This is a genomic window from Amycolatopsis sp. NBC_01307 (assembly GCF_035975215.1).
Taxonomy (GTDB): Bacteria; Actinomycetota; Actinomycetes; order Mycobacteriales; family Pseudonocardiaceae; genus Amycolatopsis.
Genome location: NZ_CP108403.1, coordinates 8,700,666 through 8,715,781, shown reverse-complemented (window position 1 = coordinate 8,715,781; position 15,116 = coordinate 8,700,666). Strand labels below are relative to the sequence as shown.

Annotated in this window: 21 protein-coding genes; 7 read left to right on the top strand and 14 right to left on the bottom strand. The window is 70.0% G+C overall.

The features are described 5' to 3' along the window. Positions 1-27: 27 nt before the first annotated feature. The 4 genes from OG439_RS38635 to OG439_RS38620 all read right to left on the bottom strand — a co-directional run bounded on the left by OG439_RS38635 (position 28) and on the right by OG439_RS38620 (position 2,513). On the bottom strand, positions 28-342 hold the full coding sequence (locus OG439_RS38635; RefSeq protein WP_326945464.1) for an effector-associated constant component EACC1: 315 nt from the start codon (positions 340-342) through the stop codon (positions 28-30). Positions 343-442: 100 nt separating this feature from the next. Continuing rightward, a complete protein-coding gene (locus OG439_RS38630; RefSeq protein WP_326945463.1) occupies positions 443-1,084 on the bottom strand; it encodes a hypothetical protein in 642 nt (213 codons plus the stop codon). Beyond that, complete coding sequence (locus OG439_RS38625) at positions 1,072-1,872, bottom strand: ABC transporter ATP-binding protein (protein ID WP_326945462.1); 801 nt, start codon at positions 1,870-1,872, stop codon at positions 1,072-1,074. Before OG439_RS38625 ends, OG439_RS38630 begins: the two co-directional genes overlap by 13 nt. Next, the gene (locus OG439_RS38620; RefSeq protein WP_247059691.1) at positions 1,869-2,513 is read right to left on the bottom strand and encodes an aminodeoxychorismate/anthranilate synthase component II; all 645 of its coding nucleotides are present in this window, start codon (positions 2,511-2,513) and stop codon (positions 1,869-1,871) included. The genes OG439_RS38625 and OG439_RS38620 overlap by 4 nt, the downstream gene beginning before the upstream one ends. A 111-nt stretch (positions 2,514-2,624) precedes the next feature. Between OG439_RS38620 and OG439_RS38615 the strand changes: the two genes are divergently transcribed. Continuing rightward, positions 2,625-3,944 carry an FAD-dependent oxidoreductase gene (locus OG439_RS38615; RefSeq protein WP_326951724.1) on the top strand — a complete coding sequence of 440 codons (1,320 nt, stop codon included), beginning with the start codon at positions 2,625-2,627 and terminating at the stop codon, positions 3,942-3,944. A 217-nt stretch (positions 3,945-4,161) separates the two neighbouring features. On the opposite strand, the gene OG439_RS38610 is transcribed toward OG439_RS38615, so the two are convergent. Both OG439_RS38610 and OG439_RS38605 read right to left on the bottom strand, forming a co-directional pair. Continuing rightward, positions 4,162-4,818 carry a response regulator transcription factor gene (locus OG439_RS38610; RefSeq protein WP_326945461.1) on the bottom strand — a complete coding sequence of 219 codons (657 nt, stop codon included), beginning with the start codon at positions 4,816-4,818 and terminating at the stop codon, positions 4,162-4,164. Continuing rightward, entirely contained in the window at positions 4,758-6,605 is a 1,848-nt protein-coding gene (locus tag OG439_RS38605) for a sensor histidine kinase (RefSeq protein ID WP_326945460.1), read from the bottom strand. The genes OG439_RS38610 and OG439_RS38605 overlap by 61 nt, the downstream gene beginning before the upstream one ends. A gap of 168 nt (positions 6,606-6,773) precedes the next feature. Between OG439_RS38605 and OG439_RS38600 the strand changes: the two genes are divergently transcribed. From OG439_RS38600 to OG439_RS38590, 3 genes are all read left to right on the top strand, one after another. Beyond that, positions 6,774-7,484 (top strand): ABC transporter ATP-binding protein, encoded by a 711-nt coding sequence (locus OG439_RS38600; RefSeq protein WP_326945459.1) that lies wholly within the window; start codon positions 6,774-6,776, stop codon positions 7,482-7,484. A gap of 13 nt (positions 7,485-7,497) precedes the next feature. After that, positions 7,498-8,232, top strand: coding sequence for an ABC transporter permease (locus tag OG439_RS38595; RefSeq protein ID WP_326945458.1), 735 nt, complete (start codon positions 7,498-7,500; stop codon positions 8,230-8,232). Positions 8,233-8,332: 100 nt separating this feature from the next. Continuing rightward, the gene (locus OG439_RS38590; RefSeq protein WP_247059684.1) at positions 8,333-8,725 is read left to right on the top strand and encodes an SCO5389 family protein; all 393 of its coding nucleotides are present in this window, start codon (positions 8,333-8,335) and stop codon (positions 8,723-8,725) included. Positions 8,726-8,800: 75 nt separating this feature from the next. Here OG439_RS38590 and OG439_RS38585 read toward each other — a convergent pair whose 3' ends face one another. Genes OG439_RS38585 through OG439_RS38570 form a run of 4 tightly spaced genes read right to left on the bottom strand, consistent with a single transcriptional unit; the run spans position 8,801 to position 10,672 of the window. Further along, complete coding sequence (locus OG439_RS38585; protein ID WP_326945457.1) at positions 8,801-9,010, bottom strand: hypothetical protein; 210 nt, start codon at positions 9,008-9,010, stop codon at positions 8,801-8,803. Further along, on the bottom strand, positions 9,007-9,450 hold the full coding sequence (locus OG439_RS38580) for a protein-tyrosine phosphatase family protein (protein WP_326945456.1): 444 nt from the start codon (positions 9,448-9,450) through the stop codon (positions 9,007-9,009). Before OG439_RS38580 ends, OG439_RS38585 begins: the two co-directional genes overlap by 4 nt. Positions 9,451-9,458: 8 nt before the next feature. Then, positions 9,459-9,614, bottom strand: a complete 156-nt coding sequence (locus OG439_RS38575) for a hypothetical protein (protein WP_247059681.1) — start codon at positions 9,612-9,614, stop codon at positions 9,459-9,461. Continuing rightward, complete coding sequence (locus tag OG439_RS38570; RefSeq protein WP_328645564.1) at positions 9,614-10,672, bottom strand: class E sortase; 1,059 nt, start codon at positions 10,670-10,672, stop codon at positions 9,614-9,616. The genes OG439_RS38575 and OG439_RS38570 overlap by 1 nt, the downstream gene beginning before the upstream one ends. Before the next feature lie 186 nt (positions 10,673-10,858). On the opposite strand from OG439_RS38570, the gene crgA reads away from it, so the two are divergent. Together crgA and OG439_RS38560 are read left to right on the top strand one after the other, a co-directional pair. Further along, positions 10,859-11,125: a cell division protein CrgA gene (gene crgA / locus OG439_RS38565; RefSeq protein WP_176173814.1), complete on the top strand. Its 267-nt coding sequence runs from the start codon at positions 10,859-10,861 to the stop codon at positions 11,123-11,125. 112 nt (positions 11,126-11,237) lie between these two features. Then, positions 11,238-11,615, top strand: coding sequence for a PH domain-containing protein (locus OG439_RS38560; RefSeq protein ID WP_326945455.1), 378 nt, complete (start codon positions 11,238-11,240; stop codon positions 11,613-11,615). On the opposite strand, the gene OG439_RS38555 is transcribed toward OG439_RS38560, so the two are convergent. Together OG439_RS38555 and OG439_RS38550 are read right to left on the bottom strand one after the other, a co-directional pair. After that, positions 11,612-12,406, bottom strand: coding sequence for a rhomboid family intramembrane serine protease (locus OG439_RS38555; RefSeq protein WP_326945454.1), 795 nt, complete (start codon positions 12,404-12,406; stop codon positions 11,612-11,614). The genes OG439_RS38560 and OG439_RS38555 overlap by 4 nt on opposite strands. A gap of 195 nt (positions 12,407-12,601) precedes the next feature. After that, positions 12,602-13,126 carry a peptidylprolyl isomerase gene (locus OG439_RS38550; RefSeq protein ID WP_326945453.1) on the bottom strand — a complete coding sequence of 175 codons (525 nt, stop codon included), beginning with the start codon at positions 13,124-13,126 and terminating at the stop codon, positions 12,602-12,604. Between the two features lie 89 nt (positions 13,127-13,215). On the opposite strand from OG439_RS38550, the gene OG439_RS38545 reads away from it, so the two are divergent. After that, the gene (locus tag OG439_RS38545; protein WP_326951722.1) at positions 13,216-13,779 is read left to right on the top strand and encodes a hypothetical protein; all 564 of its coding nucleotides are present in this window, start codon (positions 13,216-13,218) and stop codon (positions 13,777-13,779) included. A 63-nt stretch (positions 13,780-13,842) separates the two neighbouring features. On the opposite strand, the gene OG439_RS38540 is transcribed toward OG439_RS38545, so the two are convergent. Both OG439_RS38540 and OG439_RS38535 read right to left on the bottom strand, forming a co-directional pair. Further along, on the bottom strand, positions 13,843-14,295 hold the full coding sequence (locus OG439_RS38540) for a DUF6918 family protein (RefSeq protein WP_247059677.1): 453 nt from the start codon (positions 14,293-14,295) through the stop codon (positions 13,843-13,845). Positions 14,296-14,442: 147 nt separating this feature from the next. Next, positions 14,443-14,976 carry a DUF2020 domain-containing protein gene (locus OG439_RS38535; RefSeq protein WP_326945452.1) on the bottom strand — a complete coding sequence of 178 codons (534 nt, stop codon included), beginning with the start codon at positions 14,974-14,976 and terminating at the stop codon, positions 14,443-14,445. Positions 14,977-15,116: the final 140 nt, after the last annotated feature.

Sequence of the window (15,116 nt, the reverse complement as noted above, 5' to 3'; positions counted from 1 at the left end):
GTTCACACCGTGCGGGCCTTCTTCGTTTCAGGCTTTGTCGAGAAACCCTTGGACGGCGCCGAGAACCTGCTCGGCGTCGCTGCCGGCGCCGCAGTCGATGTCCAGCTCTTCGGCGGCCCCCGAGCGCTTGACCTTCAGGGAGACGCCGGACTGGCAACGGCGCAGCCACCCGAACAGCGAGCGGCAGAAGACGCCGGCGGAGTTGCTCGTCACGCCGACGAGGACGGCGTCGAAGAGCTGGACCCGGCCGCGGAGCTCGTCCTCGCCGCGCAACCACGCCGCGAGGTCCCGGAGCTCACCATCGGAGTTCGGGACGGTGATCGCTACGATCCCAGCCGTCACCCGGTCTCCCTTCACCCAGAACCGGAGAGGACCCGAACCTTAGTCGTGTTCGAGGACCGCCGGGAAGTCTCGCCGGGCAATTGAAGATTGCAAATTGCACTCAGGAACGGCGCTGCACGAGCCGGGAGACGACCACGAAGCTGACGGCCAGCGCCACCGCCGACGTCACCACCGCCAGCGCCAGCGGACCGCCGACCGGATCTTCGTTCGTCAAAGCCTGCAGCAACGGGTGGACCAGCGGGATCTTCGCCAGCAGCACGACGACCAGGGTGATCACGGCGGCGAGCACCGTCCAGCCGATCCGGTTCACCAGCAGCCGCGAGCACGGCAGCGCGATCGCGATCCCCAGCAACGCGCACGCGATGTGGGCCAGCAGCCCGATGCCCAGCGCGGCCGGCTGGACCTTGAACGACTTGAGCGCCGACCACGCCTCGGTGATCACCGTCAGGACCAGCGAGCAGCCCAGCACGGTCAGGACCGCGCCGGTGATCAGCCGCCGCCACTGCCGCGCGTGGCTCAGGGTCACCAGGCGCTGCACCGGATCCTCGATGTCGAGCAACGCGATCGTCAGCCAGCACGACACGACCAGCAGCCCGCCGGCGCTCACCCCGAACAACGGCAGCGGCGGCGAGTGCGGGTCGGCGTAGAGGATCACGCAGAGCGCGAGGTAGGCCAGCAGCGCGGGCAGGTACCGCTGCGAATGGCCCAGCAGCGCCAGGTAGTACCGCGTCAACGCGAGCACGGCGCGACCTCCCGGACCGACCAGCCGTCCTTCAACGCGCGCAGCAGCACGGCGTCGACGGAATCGACGTCGACGGTGAGCACGACCTGCGCGCCTTCGACGACCGCGTGCCGCACGCCGGGCTCGTCCGCCCAGTCGGCGCCGTGCCCGCGCAACACGATCCGGGTGGCCGGCGCGGCGGTTTCGGTGGGTTCTTCGGTGAGCCGGCCGGCGTCCATCAGGTGCACGACGTCGGCGTGGTCGTGCACCACCTGCGGCCGGTGGTCGGTGAACACGACGCTCGCGCCGCGCGCCCGCGTCTCGTCGACGAGCTCGCCGAGGATCGCGTGCGTGGCGACGTCGAGCCCGGACCACGGCTCGTCGAGGATCAGCAGGTCCGGCCGCACCAGCACGGCCTGGGCGAGTCCGACCTTCTGCGCGTTGCCCTTGGACAGCGTGCGCAGCGGCGCCGTCGGACCGCCGACGAGCGCGAGCCGCTCGAGCAGCGGGTCGATCGCCGACAGGTCGGTGAGACCGCGGATGCGGCCCATGTGCCGCAGGTAGGCCCGCGCGCCCATCCGCTGGCCGGCCGGGAAGCGGTCCGGCAGGTAGCCGATCCGGGGGCTGCCGGTGACGGTGCCGGTGGTGGCGTGCGAGACGCCGGCCATGATCCGCAGCAGCGTCGACTTGCCGGAGCCGTTGGTACCGAGGATGCCCACGACCCGTCCGGGTTCGACGCTCAGGTCGACGTCGTGGAGGACGAAGTCGCCGCGCCCGTACCGCTTACCGACGCCCTCGAGCCGGATCACGCAACGGCGGCCTTCTGCAGGGCCTTCGTCGCGCGCTCGAGCTCGGCCACGCGCTTCGGGTCGACGGGGTGCCCGGCCGTGGCCATCCAGTTGGCCAGCATCCGGTGGCCGCCTTCGGTGAGCACGGACTCGGGGTGGAACTGGACGCCTTCCAGCGGCAGCTCGCGGTGGCGCATGCCCATCACGATGCCGGTCGCGGTGCGGCCGGTGACCTCGAAGACGTCGTCCGGGATCGTCTCCGGGAGCACCGTCAAGGAGTGGTAGCGGGTGGCCGTGAATTCTTCCGGCAAGCCTTTCAGGACGCCGACGCCGGCGTGGCGCACCTGGCTCGTCTTGCCGTGCAGCAGTTCGGGAGCGCGGTCGACCGTCGCGCCGTAGACGACACCGAGCGCCTGGTGGCCGAGGCAGACGCCCAGCATCGGGGTCGACGTCTCGGCGCACTTGCGGATGACGTCCATGCTCTGACCAGCGCGTTCGGGGGTGCCGGGGCCGGGTGAGACGAGCACGGCGTCGAACTCGGAGACGCGGTCGAGGTCCACGACGTCGTTGCGCCAGACCGTGCAGTCCGCGCCGAGCTGGGCCAGGTACTGGACCAGGTTGTAGACGAAGCTGTCGTAGTTGTCGACGACCAAGACGCGCATGCGGCGAGCTTACCGGCTCCCACTGGCTGGACCGTACCGCAAATCACATTTTAGGTTAGGGCATCCTAACTTACCGTGGAGGGTGTGAGCCGATCCCTTCGCGTAGCCGTCGTGGGCGCTGGTCCCGCCGGCATCTACGCCGCCGACATCCTGGACAAGTCCGACGCCGACGTCACGATCGACCTGTTCGAGCGGATGCCCGCGCCCTTCGGGCTGATCCGCTACGGCGTCGCGCCCGACCACCCGCGCATCAAGGGCATCGTGACCGCGCTGCACAAGGTGCTGGACAAGCCGAACATCCGGCTGCTGGGCAACATCGACTACGGCACCGACATCAAGCTCGAAGAGCTGCGCGAGTTCTACGACGCGGTGATCTTCTCGACGGGCGCGTCCGCCGACCGCGCGCTGGACATCCCGGGCGTCGACCTCGACGGCAGCTACGGCGCCGCCGACTTCGTCTCCTGGTACGACGGCCACCCGGACGTCCCGCGCACCTGGCCGCTGAACGCGTCTTCGGTCGCGGTGCTGGGCGTCGGCAACGTCGCGCTGGACGTCGCCCGCATCCTCGCGAAGACGGCCGACGAGCTGCTGACCACGGACATCCCGGACAACGTCCACCAGGGCCTCAAGGCGAGCCCGGTGACGGACGTCCACGTGTTCGGCCGCCGCGGCCCGGCGCAGGCGAAGTTCACGCCGCTGGAGCTGCGCGAACTGGACCACTCGCCGAACGTCGAGGTCATCGTCCAGCCCGAGGACATCGAGTTCGACGAGGGCAGCATCACCGCGCTGCGGGCGTCGAAGCAGATCGACATGGTCGTGAAGACGTTGCAGGAGTGGGCGATCCGCGACCCGGGTTCCCGCCCTCGCCGCTTGCACCTGCACTTCTTCCACTCGCCGTCGGAGGTCTTGGGCGCCGACGGCCGCGTGACGGGCCTCCGCACGGAACGCACGGAACTGACGGGAGACGGAAACGTCCGCGGCACGGGCGAGTTCCACGACTGGGACGTCCAGGCGGTGTACCGCGCGGTGGGCTACCTGTCGTCGCACCTGCCGGAGCTGCCGTTCGACCACGTGAACGGCGTGGTCCCGAACCAGGCGGGCCGCGTGCTGGACCTGGACGAGAACCAGCTCCCGGGCGTCTACGTGACGGGCTGGATCAAGCGCGGCCCGATCGGCCTGATCGGCCACACGAAGGGCGACGCCGCGGAGACGATCACCAGCCTCCTGGCCGACGCCGACACGCTGACGGCCCCGAAGCACCAAGCACCGGAAGCGATCCTGGACTTCCTGGCCGCCCGCGGAATCCCGTTCACGACCTGGGAAGGCTGGGCCAAGCTCGACGCCCACGAGAAGTCCCTGGGCCTCGCGACCGGCCGAGAGCGGATCAAGGTGGTGGAGCGCGAGGAGATGACCCGGGTCTCGCGCGGCTGAGCTTCCTCAACGCCGTGGCGGCCACCCCCGGACAGGCCGGACCGGCCGCCACGGACCAGCCCCAACACCCCGATTTTCGGCCCACTCACCTCACAAGACAGCCCCCACCCATCCCTGGGGGGCGTCCCCTGTCCAGCGTATCGGCCCCCGGTCGCTCAAAAGGGTGACGCGGGGAATCTGTGGACAACTTGCGCCCTGTGGATGGTTTTGTTGCGCGTCAGCTCGCGCCGAGGTAGGCGAGGACCGCCAGGACGCGGCGGTTCGTGTCGTCCGAAGCCGTGATGGTCAGCTTGGCGAAGATGTTCGCCGTGTGTTTGCCGACCGCTCCTTCGCTGAAGTGCAGCCGTGCGGCGATCGCCGCGTTCGAACAGCCTTCCGCCATCAGGCCCAGGACTTCGCGTTCGCGTGCGGTCAGGGCCGCCAGTGGGTCGGATGGGTTGCCCGCCAACAGCTTGGCGATCACCTCCGGGTCCATCACCGTGCCGCCGGCGGCGACGCGGCGGACCGCGTCGATGAACTGGTCCGCGTTGAACACGCGGTCCTTCAACAGGTAGCCGATCGCGCCCGTGCCGTCGGCCAGCAGCTCGCGCGCGTACAGCTGCTCGACGTGCTGGGACAGCACCAAGATCGGCAACCCGGGGATTTCACGGCGGACCGCCAGCGCCACCTGGATGCCTTCGTCCGTGTTCGTCGGCGGCATCCGGACGTCCACAATGGACACGTCGGGTCGGTGGGAACGCAACGCCGACTCCAGTTCCGGGCCGGAGCCGACCGCCGCTACGACGTCGAAGCCGTGCGCGGCCAAGAGGTGCGTCAGGCCGTCTCGGAGGAGGTACTGGTCTTCGGCGATGACGGTCCGGGGTCGAGCTGGCACGGGATCTCCACGGTCGCCCTCGTCGGCCCGCCGGTCGGGCTGGTCAGCGTCAACCTACCGTCGAAGCCGCCGAGCCGGCGCTCGATCCCGCGCAGGCCCGAGCCCCGCGCCGGGTTCGCGCCGCCGGGGCCGTCGTCGGTCACCGTCAGCGTCAGCACGCCGTCCTCGAACGCGACGGCGATGGTCGCGCGGCGCGAGCCGTGCTTGGCCGCGTTGCCCAGCAGCTCCGACACCGCGAAGTACGCGCACGCCTCCACCGGCTCCTCGACGCGCCCGGGCAGCGAGCCCGTGACTTCCGCTTTGACCGGGCTGTCCAGCGCGATCGCGCGCACCGCGTCCAGCAGCCCGCGCTCGGACAGCACCGGCGGGTGGATGCCGCGGATCAGCACCCGCAGCTCGGCGAGCGCCTCCGCCGACGCCGACCGCAGCTCGGCCGCCAGCCGTTTCGCCGCCGCCGGGTCGTGGTCCACCAGCGCTTCGACCGCGCCGAGCTTCATCCCCATCGCGACCAGCCGCGACTGGATCCCGTCGTGCAGGTCGCGCTCGATCCGCCGCAGCTCCGCGGCCTGCGCGACCGTGACGTCCGAACGCGTCTGCTTCAGCCGTTCGACGCGCTGGGCGAGCCGGGACGCCTCGGTCGGCCCCAGCAGCAGGCGGACGAACTCGCCCGTGCGCCGCGCCAGGAACGTCGTCGGGACGAGCCCGAGGAAGAACGCGGCGAGCGCGAGCGGGGTCAAGGCCAGTGCGCCCGCGGTGTCCGACGGCTCCGGCAGGCCGACAATCGAGAACCAGGGCCAGGCCACGCCCCACGTCGCCATGATCGGCCGCCAGATCCACAGGTCGAGCAGGCCGAGGAAGCCCCCGAACACCAGCACGGCCGTCGGCAGCGCCAGCAGCGCCGAGCCCAGCGGCAGGACGACGGCCGCGAGCACGTCGCGCCAGGTCGCGCGGTCGCGCAGCACCCACCGCGTCCGCGAGAGCTGCATCGGCCACCACGGCTCTTCGTAGAGTTGCTGGCCCACCTGGAAAAGCCCGTCGGGCCGCGGCGTCGGCAAGGGCGGCGGTGGCAGGTACGGGGACAGGATCCGCACACCGGTCCAATTGCCGACTTCGCGGCGCAGGGTGTTCGCGATGTCCCGGCTCCACCGCACCATCCGCGCCGCCATCGGCGGGGCCACGAGGAACAGGGCCACCGGCCACACCGCGAACGCCGTGAGCACCAGCGAAAGCGCGAAGATCCCCAGCTGGTGCCCGAGCGAATCCAGCCGCCGGTGCATCCACCGCAGGGCGCCGATCTTCGACGCCGCACCGGGACGGCGGCCGAGCCACCAGCGCGTCCAGTGGCCGTAACCGCGCAGCGCCACCGGCCCGCCGAGCAGCGCGAACACCGGCAGCAGCAACGTGACCAGCGGGTTCACCAGCTGCCAGCTGAACTCGCGCTGCGCCGCCGGGTCTTCCATCACCCACGTGAGCCGGCGGCTCCAGCTGATCCAGAACGCGCGCTTGTAGAGCGTGTTGCCGTCGCGGTACCAGCCGTCGCGTTCCCGTTCCGGTGCCGGCGGCTCGGGTCGGTACGGCGGCTCGACCTCGACGCCGCACCAGCGCCCGGACAGCGTCCGGACCGTCGCCGAGCGGTGCCGGGCCCATTCGATCGCGGGGCCGAGGAAGAAGACCAGGCCGAGACACAGCAACGCGAAGGCGACCAGCTCGACCAGGACGTCGAACCAGCTCAGCAACGCGAACGCCGCGAGCGCGAACGCCCGGCCGACCGCACGCACGTAGGCCATCTCCCACCTCCTGTCCCGTGATCCTCGCCGATCGACGCGCACCCGCGCACTGCCCGCAGCTCCCCGGCCGGGGTGGGCCCAGCCCCACCCCGGCGTCAGCAAAACCCTACTTGAGCTGGGGATTCAGCAGGATTCTCCGGACGCTCCCGAGTTCGTAGCGTTCGAGCCATGCCCCTCATCGAAGTCACCGACCTCCACAAGCGCTACGGCGACCGGGTCGCGGTCGACGGCGTTTCGTTCACCGTCGACCGCGGCGAAATCTTCGGCATCCTCGGCACGAACGGCGCCGGCAAGACCACCACGGTCGAATGCCTCCAGGGCCTGCGCCAGGCCGACGCCGGCACGCTGTCGGTGCTCGGCCTCGACCCCGCGACCGACCGGGCGGCGCTGACCCGCCGCGTCGGCGTCCAGCTCCAGGAGAGCCGGCTGCCCGCGAAGCTGCGGGTGCGCGAGGCGCTGGAGCTGTTCGCCTCCTTCTACGCCGAGCCGGCCGACGTCGACGTCCTGCTCGACCAGCTTGACCTGCGGGCGCACGCCCGCAGCTACTTCGGCAAGCTCTCCGGCGGCCAGAAGCAGCGCGTCTCGATCGCGCTCGCGCTGGTCGGGAACCCGGAGCTGGCGATCCTCGACGAGCTGACCACCGGCCTCGACCCGCACGCCCGCCGCGACACCTGGAAGCTCGTCGAAGCCATCCGCGACGCCGGGGTCACGGTCCTGCTCGTCACGCACTTCATGGACGAAGCCGAACGCCTCTGCGACCGCGTCGCGATCTTCGACGCCGGGCGCGTGGTCGCCACCGGCACCCCCGCCGAACTCCGCGCCGCCGCCGGAGAATCCACTTTGGACGACGCGTTCGTGTCCCTGACCGGCCGCGCCTGAGGAGAACCAGATCATGCACACCTTCGCGAAGATCACCGCCACCGAAGCGAAACTGTTCCTGCGCACGCCGATGTGGGCCGTGACCGGGTTGCTGCTGCCGACGGGTGTCCTGCTCGCCGTCGGCCTCATCCCGGGCATGACCGAGCCGAGCGAGATCACCGGCGGGTACCGGTTCATCGACCTGTGGGTGCCGTCGCTGATCGTCATCAGCATCGGCATCCTGGCGCTGCAGTCCATCCCGGCCGCCGTCGCGACCTACCGCGAACAGGGCGTGCTGAGACGCCTGGCCACGACGCCGGTGCACCCGGCGTACCTGCTCGGCGCGCAACTGCTCGTCCACGTCGTGGTCGCGCTGGCCGGCATCGCGCTGACCCTGGGTCTCGCCGCCGCCGTGTTCGACGTCCCGCTGCCTAAGCACCCGCTGGCGTTCGCGGTGACCCTGCTCCTCGGCATCGTCTCGGTGTTCGCGCTCGGCCTGCTCGCCGCGGCGGTGGCCCGGACGGCGAAGAGCGCCGGCGGCATCGCGGCGATCGCGTTCCTGCCGATCATGTTCTTCGGCGGCGTCTACCTGCCGCGGCCGCTGCTGCCCGAGGTGCTGCGCCGGATCGGCGACTACCTCCCGCCGGGCGCCCAGCCGCTGCAGGACGCCTGGGTCGGCCCCGGCGTCCAGCCGCTGCAGCTGGTGGTGCTCGCGGCGTTCGCCGTAATCGGGACGGCATCGGCCGCACGGCTCTTCCGCTGGGAGTGACCTGCCCTTCCGCCATAATGGTGATGATCATCGTTTTCTCTTGTGGCCGGGCCACCCGGCCGGTAGCCAAGAGGGTGGCCCTGCTCAAACTGGAGGTTCGATGTCCCTGGACGTGTCACCCGCGCTGCTGGAGAAGGCCGAGCGCGGGGAGGTCTCCGACGCCGAGTTCGTCACCTGCGTCAAGGAATCCCTGCCCTACGCCTGGGAAGTCATCACCGGCGTCATCGCCGACGCCGAGGGCGCCGCGGACGGCTTCGCCGACAACGAGACGCCGCCGCCGAGCGAGGCCGCCCGCGGCCAGCTGCTGCGGGCGCTGGCGTCGGACGCGATCCGCGGCGGCCTGGAGCGGCACTTCGGCGTCAAGCTGGCGTTCCAGAACTGCCACCGGATCGCCGTGTTCAAGAACTCCGAGCTCGACGGAGACCGCTACCGCGCGTTCGTCTCGCCACGCGGGCAGCTGCTCAACCAGAGCCCGGAGCTGCGGGACTGCTAGCCCGCAGCGCGGGCAGCACCTCGGTGCCGATCCGCGCGCAAGTCCCCTTCGGCGCGCCGGCCGCCTCCACGAGCATCAGCACGTGGGCGACGCCGGTGCGCCGGAGGCTCGTTTCCCGCGTCCGCACGCAGTGCCCGCGTCGCCGACGGGGTGGATCGCGCAGAGCCGTTCGGTGTACTCCCCCGGGTCCCGCGCGGGGCCGGGCCGCCCGTCGACCGTGACGTGCGCGGCGAGCGTGATCGCCGACAGGCACACGCCGTAGGGCAGGAAGATCCCGAACCTCACGGAGCCAGCTCGTTCCCCAGGTACCGCAGGAACAGCTCGTTGTGCAGCACGCGCGGCGAATGGCGCGCCCGGACGAGCGCGATCGCTTCCGTCACCCCGAGCCCCAGCTCGACGAGCGTCCGCGCGACGACCAGGCCGGACCGGTTGTACCCGGCGTGGCAGCGCACGAGCGTCTTGCGGCCCCCTCGTACGGCCGCGGCGGCGAGCACGGCCAACCGCGCGACCTGCTCGAGCTGCTCCGGGGACAGCGGTCCGTCCGGGATCGGGACGCAGTGGTGCTCGACGCCGTCCGGGGGACCGTGCCCTTCGCGGCGGTAAAGGCTGATCACGACATCGAACTCGCGCGCGACGACCACCGGCACCTCACCCGTCGCGTCGAACCGGGTGTGCCCGCCGATCCAGAGGCCCGGCCGGACCTCACTCCAGACCGGGTCGTCCACGTACCAGCTCAGTTGACCGCGACCTCGTTGAACCACAGCCGCGGCTCGAGCCACGGGAACACGATGAACATCAGCAGGGCGACCACGCCGAGCGCGAGGACGACGGACACCGTCAGCTTCGCCGCGAACGGGCCCGGCAGCTTCCGCCAGAGCCAGCCGTACATCAGGCCTCCCCGATCTTCGAGAGCAGGTCGCCGTAGTCCTTGACCTGGTTCTTCGGCACCTGCTGCGTGAGCACCGAGGTGATGATGAGCCGCTGCTGGGCGGAGAACTGCGGGTGGCACGTCGTGAGCGTGAGCAGCGCGGCCTGCTGGGCCTTCGGCAGCGTCTCGGCGTCCTTGTACGGGACCGGGTTCACCGCGGTGCCCTGGCTGGGCAGCACGACCTTGCGGCCGAAGGTCTCGCTGTACGCGCCGCCCTCTTCGGCGTTCGTGTCACGCAGCGTCGAGACGCCCTTGCACCGCGGGTCGGCGCCCTTGCCGCCGGCCCAGTCCTTCATCTCGTCGTCGTACGGGAGGACCTTGTAGATGTAGAAGTCGGTCGAGGTCTCGATCACGATCTGGTCACAAGATGAGAGGTTGTCCAGATCGTTGAACGGGGCGCCCTTGCCGACGCGGTGGCCGGCGACGGCGAAGTTGCCGGGCTCGCCGGGCAGCGCCGTGCCCTTGTAGTGGCCGGGACCGACTTCGAGCGAGGCGTCGTCGGTGCCTTCCTGGATGGTGAAGTTGTAGTCGACGCCGAACGTCGGGATGTGGATCCGGGCGAACGCCTTGCCGTCGACCAGCTCGGGGTGCAGCGTCCGGTCGTGCTCCCACTCGCCGTTGAGCTGGTCGCTCGCCTCGGACTGCTTGCCGGCCGAGAACAGGTCGGTCACGTACAGCTCGTAGACCATGAACAGCAGCACGACCAGGCCGAGCGTGATGAGGATTTCGCCGGCCGTGCGGATGGCGACGCCGCCCTTGCCCAGCGGGGCCGGGGCGGGTTTCTCCTTGGTCGCGGTGCCGCCCTTGCCGACCGGGGCGAAGACGACGGTCTCCTCGGCCGAGCCCGGCGGCGGGACGGGGCCGGTGTAGCGGCGGGGCGGCGGGCCCTGCGGACGCCGTGGCGGGGGCCCCTGCGGGGCCTGGCCGCGCGGCGGCGTCGGGGGCTGGCGGCGTTGGGGCACCGGCCGCTGTCCGGGGTGTCTGCGCCGGTCGTCATCCGGTCCTTCGCGCGTAGCCACGCAAGCTCCTCTCAAGCCGCGTCGAACCCTGGGTGACGCATGCGTCACGGTCCGGGAAATCCGACCACTCCTGGACGCTGCTTTACTGCGGTCGTTTACGTTAACGTGTGCGGGTGGCGCTGGTTGCGCACCCTAAGCGGGACAGCGCCACCAGACGAGCCCGAAGAGCACCGCGAGGAACACACGATGCCCAAGTCCAAGGTCCGCAAGAAGACCGCTTACACCCCGCCTGCCGACCGGCGCACGCCGGTGAAGGTGCGGGCCGCAGGCCCTACCGGCCTCGCCTGGAAGATCCCGATGTTCGGGTTGATGATCCTGGGCCTGGTGTGGCTGCTGGTGAACTACATCGCCGGGGACAAGATCTCCTGGATGGCCGACCTCGGCAACTGGAACTTCGCCGGCGGGTTCGCGCTGATGATCGCGGGTCTGCTGATGACGATGCGCTGGCGCTGATTATTACTCCGAATGGCGGCTTGACGCCGAATTACACCGGTGTGACTCATCCCCAGTGTGGATAACCCCTGTGGATAACTACCCCACCTCGTGGGCGCCACGGCGAGCCCTTGTGGTATCCGCGTGGGCCGTCACGGCGTTGCTGGTGCTCGGCGTGGTCGTCGACGCCTTGACCGACGACCGCGGCGGCCTGGTGCTGTTCGCCCTGGCGGCGGTGGCTGTCGGCGCCTTCGCGACGCACGCCACGATCGTCCGGCCCCGGCTGGCCGCCGACGCCGACGGCCTGCTGACCAGGACGCTCGGCGGCACGCAGCGGCTGCCGTGGGCCCAGACCCGGACCCGGCTGCGCACCACGCGCCGGCTGGGCCGCGACGGCGTCACCCTCGAGATCGAGCACGACGACCAGCTGTACGTCTTCGGGTGGCTGGAGCTCGGCGAGGACCCGCGGGACGTCCTGGACGTCCTCAGCTCCCTGCGTGCGCGCGGCTAGACGCAGTTGTAGAGCTGCAACCCGCGGTACGGGACGAGGCCGCACGTCTGGGCGGCGAACTGGCTGTCCTTGTAGACCAGCAGGCCGACGATCGCGACGACGATGATCGCGAGCCCGGTGATCTGCCAGCGCCGCTGGTCGGCCTCCGGCGCGTAGAGCAGCGCTACGGCAACCAGCGCCCCGGTCACCAGGCCGCCGACGTGCGCGTAGATCGAGATGCCCGGGATGCCGAACGTGATGAAGGCGTTCAGGGCGAGGGTGATGATCAGCCCGGTCGGGTTCAGCCGCAGCTTCAGCACGATCACCGCGTACGCGCCCATCAGGCCGAACAGCGCGCCGGACGCGCCGGCGGTCGACTTCTGCGGGTCGTCGAACAGCAGCACCGCGGCGGACGCCCCGAGCATCGAGATGAAGTAGAGCGCCAGGTAGCGGCCGCGGCCGCAGACCTGCTCCAGGGACCGGCCCATCATCCAGAGCGAGAACATGTTGACCGCGACGTGGATCGGCCCGAAGTGCAGGAACCCGCTGGTCAGGACCCGCCACCACTCGCCGCCGCCGAGCGTCGCGCTACCGTAGAGCTCGCCGTACTGGAAGAAGCTCGAGTAGTCGTTGTTCGTGAGGCTCTTCGCCTGGAACGCCGTGAACAGGAAGACCAGGACGTTCACCGCGAGGATGACCTGCGTGACGAGCACCGACTGGGACAGCCGCGCGCCGAAGACGGTGCGCTGGCCGAAGCCGGCTTCCTGGTAGCCGCGTTGCTGCCGGCGCTGCTGCTGGCTGCCGGCGTGCACGCAGTCGGTGCACTGGAAGCCGACCGGGGCTTCCTGGAGGCAATCCGGGCATGCCGGACGCCCGCACCGGGAACAGCTCAGCCCGGTCGGGCGGTTCGGGTGCCACCAGCACCCGGGCAGTGCGGCCTGGGGATTTGCGGCGGGGTTCGGCGGTTGGCTCACGATAGGAACCAACCTACCGAAACTCCCCGCAGCTCAGCCCTCGTGGTCGATCGTGACCTTCTCGATGACGACGTCGGACAGCGGACGGTCCGCCGGCCCGGTCGAGGCACGGCCGATCGCGTCGACGACGTTGCGCGACTCCTGGTCGGCCACCTCGCCGAAGATCGTGTGCTTGAAGTTCAGGTGGGTGGTCGGCGCCACGGTGATGAAGAACTGCGAGCCGTTGGTGCCGGGCCCGGCGTTCGCCATGGCCAGCAGGTACGGCTTGCTGAACTGCAGCTCCGGGTGGAACTCGTCGCCGAACTTGTAGCCCGGGCCGCCGCGGCCGGTCCCGGTCGGGTCGCCGCCCTGCAGCATGAAGCCGTCGATGACGCGGTGGAAGATCGAGCCGTCGTAGAACGGGCCGGAGTTCGTGCCCGCCGCGTTCGGCTGGGTGTACTCCTTGGTGCCCTCCGCGAGACCGACGAAGTTCGCGACCGTCTTGGGCGCGTGGTCGGGGAGCAGGATCAGGTTGATGTCACCCTGGTTGGTGTGCAGCGTCGCTTTCACGCGCCTCATGGTGCCATCTGCGGCGGGCGCGCGGAAAAAGGGGCACGATAGGTTACGGGCAACAGAGCAGTGTCAAAACGATTGATGAGGTGAAGGCCATGTCCCGGGCGACAGCCCAGGCCGTCGATGCCGCCGACAAGCTTGTCTCCGAAGGAGCCAAGACCGGCCGCCGCGTGCAGAAGCAGCTCGCGAAAAAGACGGAACTGACCCGCAAGGAGCTCAAGAAGAGCTCGAAGGCCGCCCGCAAGGAGGCCCTCGCCCGGCTCTCCGAGCTGCGCAAGCCTGGTCGCAAGGCGAAGAGGGCCGCCATCAAGGCCGCGAAGGCGGCCGGTGACTCGAAGCGTCGCGGCAAGAAGGACTTCAAGTCCGCGAAGAAGGACTTCGCCGCTGCCGTCGTCGAGGCGAAGGCGGCTGCCAAGGGCACCCGCAGCCGTCGTCGCTGGCCGTGGCTGCTCGGGCTGGTCGTGGTCGGCGCCGGTGCCGCCTACGTGCTGCGCTCGAAGCAGGAGCCGCCGGTCGCCCCGGCGCCGCCGAAGGCCACTCCGCCTGCTCCGCCGAAGCCGGCTGAAGCAGTGAAGCCCGCCGCGGCTCCGGCTCCCAAGCCGGCTCCGCAGGCGAACGGCAAGGCGCCGTCCTCGTCGCCTGCCGAAAAGAAGAACTGAAGACGACGCGAAGAGGCCCCCGGGGGTGCACCGGGGGCCTCTTCAGTCGTGCTCAGGTGTTGCTCAGACCGCGGCGGCGTGCTTGTCGACCAGCTGGCCGAGACGGGGCAGCGCCTCTTCGACGTTCTTCTTGCCGTTCGGGCGGAGCTTGCCGTAGACCTTCTTGATGCTGTCGCGGCTGCTGCGCTCCGCGCGCGAGTCGGTGACGCTCAGCAGCGCGTCGGACGCCTCGTCCGAGCGGCTGGTCAGGTAGGCACCGAAGTCGCTGCCGCCCTTGGCGCGGAAGTCGCCGTAGAACGGCTCGAGCGCGCCGACGAAGTCGGGCAGCAGCGTGTCGACGGCCGAGGGGATGATGCCCGGCTTGATCTTCTTGACCGCGGCGAAGCCGGTCTTGACGACGGCACCCGAAACGCCGCCCTTGTCCGAGACCTCAGCGTCCACGAGGCCTTCGAAGTCGCTCACGACAGCCGGGCGACGGCTGGAGTCGAGCAGGATGTCCTTGAGGGTGTCAGCCACGAATCTAGTCCTTTGTCGTTGCAGAGTTGGTGCCCCGCCCCGGGGTGGGGATTCCCCGGCGGCTGCGGTGCGCGAGTCCACGAAGCCTGCGCGTGACGCACAGGGTAATACAAGATCAACTTCACTCACCCGTGTGGCTACGACTACCTAGAGCTTCAGGGCTGTGATGGCCTTCCTCACCACGGAGCGTGCCTTCACGCTCTGCTTCTGGTTGGTCGTCGCGACGATGGCCGCGGTCCCTTTCGAGACCGCGTAGACGGCGCCGTCGTCGGTCGACTGGTAGCCGCCCTTCCACCCCGTCGGGTCGTTGGCCGGGTTGGACGTCTCGACCGGCGCAGCCTTGTTGACCAGCGCCGTTGCGACGCTCGCCGCCCCGACGTACACCTGGACGGTCAGCTGGACCTTGCCGTCCGGGCGGTAGAAGAAGCACGCCGGATGGGGCTGGTCGGCGGACACGCGTACCTTCGAAACGTGCTGCCCGTTCGCGTCGGCCACGAACTGGCTGTCGAGGTACGGGCAGTCCTCGGTCGCCCCCGGCTGGGGATCCGGTGGCAGTTCGGTGCCCGCCGCCGCACCGGCGGACTTGGACGGCGGACTGGGAGTCGCGGTCCCGGACACGATGGTGGCGCTGCAGCCGGCGAGGAGAGCCACGGCGGGCGCGAGAAGTACGAGTCGTCGCATAGCGCGCTCAGTCAATCATGTCCAGTCACACGAGTGAGTGCGGTCGAAAGTTCAAGTACCGCTCAGTATTGGACCAATCACACATTGTGTTCCCTGGAGGCTTAGGGTCTCCTAACCTGGCTGTCACGTTTCTTTCCAAC